The organism is Arthrobacter cavernae, assembly GCF_017368795.1.
GTDB classification, from domain to species: Bacteria; Actinomycetota; Actinomycetes; order Actinomycetales; family Micrococcaceae; genus Arthrobacter; species Arthrobacter cavernae.
On sequence record NZ_JAFNLL010000020.1, the window covers coordinates 1 to 5101 of the forward strand.

Annotated in this window: 4 protein-coding genes; 2 read left to right on the top strand and 2 right to left on the bottom strand. The window is 67.9% G+C overall.

The annotated features are described in order from the left end of the window. Positions 1–86 precede the first annotated feature (86 nt). A complete protein-coding gene (locus J1902_RS09820) occupies positions 87–1106 on the bottom strand; it encodes a siderophore-interacting protein (RefSeq protein WP_207616077.1) in 1020 nt (339 codons plus the stop codon). 347 nt (positions 1107–1453) lie between these two features. Here J1902_RS09820 and J1902_RS09825 point away from each other — a divergent pair, with 347 nt between their 5' ends. Both J1902_RS09825 and J1902_RS09830 read left to right on the top strand, forming a co-directional pair. After that, the gene (locus tag J1902_RS09825) at positions 1454–3403 is read left to right on the top strand and encodes an MFS transporter (RefSeq protein WP_207616075.1); all 1950 of its coding nucleotides are present in this window, start codon (positions 1454–1456) and stop codon (positions 3401–3403) included. Beyond that, on the top strand, positions 3400–3942 hold the full coding sequence (locus J1902_RS09830) for a TetR/AcrR family transcriptional regulator (protein WP_207616076.1): 543 nt from the start codon (positions 3400–3402) through the stop codon (positions 3940–3942). The genes J1902_RS09825 and J1902_RS09830 overlap by 4 nt, the downstream gene beginning before the upstream one ends. A 51-nt stretch (positions 3943–3993) precedes the next feature. Here the strand turns inward: J1902_RS09830 and J1902_RS09835 are convergent. Next, positions 3994–5101 (bottom strand): MBL fold metallo-hydrolase (locus tag J1902_RS09835; protein WP_307794417.1); only part of this gene is annotated, 1108 nt, incomplete at its 5' end.

Genomic DNA, 5101 nt, shown 5'->3' on the forward strand with positions numbered 1-5101 from the left:
CAGCGTGCGTCTAAGCGAGGAACGAGCGAGCACGCCGAGGATGGCTGGTGTTCCGCCGCAGGCGAGCGACGGACCCCCGGACGGGCCTAGAGCTCCGCTTTGCCCTGCCGCCAGTACCCCATGAATGCAACCTGCTTCCGGTCGATGCCGACGTCGCGCACCAGGTATCGGCGCAGTTCCTTGATGACCCCGGCCTCGCCGGCGATCCAGGCGTAGAACGGCAGGGCGCCGGCGGGCAGCGTCGGGTTGCGGCTGGCTTCGATCGAGGCGGTGTCCATGCGCTGCGGTGTCTCCCAGAGGATTTCCTGGTCCACGTTGACGTCTTCCGGTTCAGGGCCGGCGGCGCCGTCGAGGGAGATGATGCCCACCCAGCCGGGCACGGGGATGGCCTTGCGGACGGCCTCCTGCAGCAGCTGGCCGTGGGGGCGGGACCGGCCGATGGCCGCGCCGCGCGCGAGCCAGGTGATCTCGACGTCGGCGTCCGTTGCGATGTCCTGGAAGTCGCCAGCTTCCGGCACTTCGAGGAAGGCGTGGCCCGTGATGCCCTCGGGCAGGCTCTCCAGAATGGAGCTGATGGCGGGGACGGCGGTTTCGTCGCCGGCCAGGAGGACGCGCTGGGCCAGGCCCGGCCGCCACTCAATGCCACCGTAGATTTCGGCGGTGAGGCACTGTGCGGCCCGGTTGTTGGGGCCGATGATGGTCAGGGCATCGCCCGGTTTCGCCTGCTGCGCCCAGTTGGCCGCGGGACCGCCGCCTTTGTCCGCGGACGCGCCGTCGTCGAAGTGCATCACGAAGTCGATATCGATCTCCGGGTACACGGCGTCCAGCCGCTCGCTCCGCACCGTGTAGGTGCGCATGGCGCCGCGGACCACGGGGTCCATGGCGAGCCATTCCTGGTACCAGCCGGCCTCGCCCGTTTCGAAAACGGGTGGCGGGATCTGGCGGCCGCCGGCGTCGAGCGAGGGAATCATGAGCTTGACGCGCAGGTCCAGGGTTTCCCCGGACACTCCGAAGTCGCGCAGCGAATAGCCGCCGAAGGTGATCCGGCGGATGTTCGGTCCGAGATCCTGCACCGCCGTCACGGTGACGTGGAAGGCCAAGGTCATGGGCACGGTGGTGATGCTGTTCACGGCACGGGCTGCTGTAGGACCCAATACGCGATCTCCAGTTCGGTGGCGGGGTGGGATTCGGCAATGATGCAGCCGCCCTTCATGGCGATCACGTGGTCGGCGTAGCGGGCGGGAGGTGGGAAGCCACGGAACTCCTTAGGTAATTGACGCGAACCCAAGTAAGGCTAGCCTACCCTTCGAACAAGTGCGAAACGTTTGCATCACCTATTAGCGGCCGTGACGCATCCAACGCCCGGAACCCTTGCCGCCAGGGGGTGAACGGTGGTTCACTAAATGGAGGGTGAACTGCCGTTCACCCTCCAAGCGACGCCGAAGGTCACCGCATGCCGTCCACCCGCACCCGAAGTCTTCCCGCCTGGGCCATCATCATGGCACTGTCCCTCAGCGGCACCGTCGTCGCGCTCATGCAGACGCTGGTGGTGCCCCTGCTGCCCGACTTCCCCGCGATCCTGGGCGTCACCGCAGACGACGCCTCCTGGCTGGTCACCGCCACACTGCTGACCAGTGCCGTGGCCACGCCCATCGTCTCCCGCAGCGCCGACATGTACGGCAAGCAGAAGATGATGCTCGCGTGCCTGGCCCTCATGGTGCTCGGCTCCGTGATTGCCGCCGTGGGAGGAACGTTCCTGTGGGTCATCGTGGGGCGTGCCCTGCAGGGCTTCTCCGCTGCCCTGATCCCCGTGGGCATCAGCATCATGCGGGACGAACTGCCCAAGGAAAAGATCGGCTCTGCCGTGGCCCTCATGAGCGCCACGCTGGGGATCGGCAGCGCCCTGGGCCTGCCGCTGGCGGGCGTTCTCTACCAGAGCTTCGGCTGGCATTCCATCTTCTGGGTGTCCGCCGCGGCCGGCCTCCTCCTGCTGCTCGCTGTGGCGTTCGTCGTCCCTGAGTCCAAAGTCCGTACTCCGGGGCGGTTCGACTACCTGGGCGCCGTGGTGCTGTCCGGGGCGCTCGCCGCCCTGCTGCTGGCGATTTCCAAGGGCGGATCCTGGGGCTGGGGTTCGGAACCGGTGCTGCTGCTGTTCCTCACCGCTGTGGTCCTGCTGGGCGCCTGGATCCCCTATGAGTTCAAGGTCAGCCAGCCCATGGTGGACCTGCGCACCTCGGGGAAGCGGCCGGTCCTCATGACCAACGTGGCATCGCTGCTGATCGGCTTCGCGATGTTCGCCAACATGCTGCTGACCACCCAGCAGCTCCAGCTGCCCACGGCCACCGGCTACGGCTTCCAGATGACCGTCATTGCCGCCGGCCTCGCGATGATTCCCTCCGGCCTGGCCATGGTGCTGTTCGCCCCGGTGTCCGGGCACATCATCCGGCGCTACGGCGGCAAGACCGCCCTGATTGCCGGAGCGTCCGTCATGGTGGCGGGCTACGTGGGGCGCGTGTTCCTATGGGACTCCCTCGCGTGGATCATCATCGGCTCCACAGTGGTGAGCATCGGCACCGCAATCGCCTACGCCGCGATGCCCACCCTGATCATGGCCGCGGTCCCCATCACCGAAACCGCGTCCGCGAACGGCCTGAACAGCCTCCTCCGGGCGATCGGCACCTCCACCTCGAGTGCCGCCGTCGCAGCCTTCCTGACCTCGGTGATGTTCGACGTCGGGCCGCTCCGGCTGCCGACTTTCGGCGCCTTCCAGGATGTGTTCTGGATGGCGGCCCTGGCCTCCGCTGCCTCCATCGCGGCCGCCGCCTTCATCCCCAAGGCGGCCGCCGCCGTCGTGGTTCCTGCGCCTTCCGCGAACGAACTCGTGCTCCGCGGCCGCGTCCTGGTGACCGGCAACGCCCCGGTGAGCCACGCCGTCGTGACCGTGCTGCGGCTCAACGGCGACCCCGTCGACTGGAGCCGGGTGGATGCCCACGGGCGCTATTCGCTGGCGGTGCCGGGCGCCGGCAAATACCTCCTGATCGTGAACGCCGCGGGCTGGACCCCGGCTGCGCAGGTTTTCGACTTCGACGGCATCACCCTGCAGCGGGACTTCACCTTACAGAACCAGCTGACGCTGAGCGGCCAGGCGACGTCCGGCGGCGAGCCCATCGCTGGGGCCGTCGTGTCCCTGCTGCAGGGCGTGGGTGAGCATGTCGCGTCCGTGGAAGCCGGCGACGACGGGCGGTACAGTGTGCCGTTGCCCCCTGCCGGCCGGTACATTGTGTCGATGCTAAATCCTGAAACCCATGAAGCGACGGCACGGAAGCTGACGGTGGACAACCGTTCCGTGACACTGGATCTGGCCGTATCCCCGGCTACCCCGGGTCCGCTGGTGCACGCATGAGCAGCCCCAGCCGCGAGGCAATCCTCGCATCGGCCAGTCGGCTGTTCGGCGACCGCGGGTACCGTTCGGTGACCGTGCGGGACATCGCCTCCGACGCCGGGGTCTCGGCCGCGCTGGTCATGAAACTTTTCGGATCCAAGGAAAAGCTCTTCGCCGCGGCCCAGCCGGACGAGCGGCTGCTGGGGGAACTGAATGTGCCGCGGGAGGAGATCGGCGCCGCACTGGCGTTCCGGGTCCTGATGCGCCGCGAACGCGAGATGCAGGAGCCCTGGGCCATGCTCCCGTTCACCGTCCAGGACTCCCCCGACCCCGAGGCCACCCGCGCCGAAGCCCGCGAAAAGTACCTCGGGCACATCGCGGCCCTGATCGGTGACACGACGCCGAACCGGCGCCACGCCGCCGTCGTGGTCTCGCTCATGATCGGCTTCGGCGAGGCCGTGCGGACCCTCGGCCTGTTCGACGATTGGGACTTCGACGAGGTGGTGGCCCACTACGGCGCGCTGGTCCAGGCCCAGATCGACGCGTGCCCGGTGGCTTAGCCGAACGCGGCTTTGCCGGTGATGGCGCGGCCGACTATGAGCGCGAAGAGTCTACGACCGGGAAGCGGCGACGGCTCCGTCGCGGCTGCGGGCAAAGGAAATCACGTCCAGGTCTTCCGGTACGAAATAGTCGCCCTGGAAATGCTCACGGCCCGCCTCCCACACGGATCCCGGGCTGGTTCCGGGCACCAGATGGTGCAGGGCCAAGGCGCGGGCCCCCGCTTCGGTGGCAATCCGGGCACAGTCGAGAACCCCTGTGTGGGCGTGCAGGTGGTGGTCGATGGCGGCCCTGGCCGAGTCTGCGGGAACGCCCGGGCGGTCCCGGTGCACCCATTCGTGGTCAATGGCTTCATGCAGCAGCAGGTCCGTCTCGCGGGCCAGCCGGACAAGGTTCCCGCAGGGCCCCGTGTCGCCGGAGATGGTCACCGATCCTTCGGCGGTGTCGAAGCGGAAGGCGAAGGCAGGAGCTGTTGGCGCATGGGCAACCAGCGTGGCCGTCACGGTCACCAGTTCATCGCGGTAGATCTCGAACGGTTCCATGTCCGGCGTCGGATTCGTGTTGGGGTGGAACCCGATTCCATCCGGGATGACGATGTCCCGGGCCTCGAAGAATTCGTAGGGCGAAGGGCGCAGCGTGTCAAAGATGCGGTCGTTGAGGTCCGTGGCGTACGCCTGCAGGATGGAGTCCAACATGGCGGCCGTCCCGGGCGTCGGGTTTGCCGGGAATATCGGTTCCGGCGTGGCCGCTGCTCTTGGCGAGAGCCTGGGCAGCACCCCGCGGTCCCCCGGGCCCATGAGCGTGATCTTGTCTCCCGGGGCAAGATCGTAGAGCCCGAAAATGGCGAGCGAGCCGAGGTCGATGGTGTGGTCTGAGTGTAGGTGGGTGATGAAGATGCCCCGGATCGAAGGGATCGGGACGCCGGCTAGCATCAGTTGCCGCCCCACACCGTGCCCGCAGTCCACCAGGTAGCTCCGGTCGCCCACCAGAACTGCGGTGGCAATTCCTGACCGTCTGCCGGCGCCCTCCCCTGCCCACCACATCGGGCCGCCGGCGGTACCGAGTGTCACGACGCGCGGATTGAGGGGGCTGTTCATGGTGTCTTCTCTCTGCAGGCGTGGCGCATCCACGGTGGTGTTGGCGGGGCGGGGGGGGGGGGGG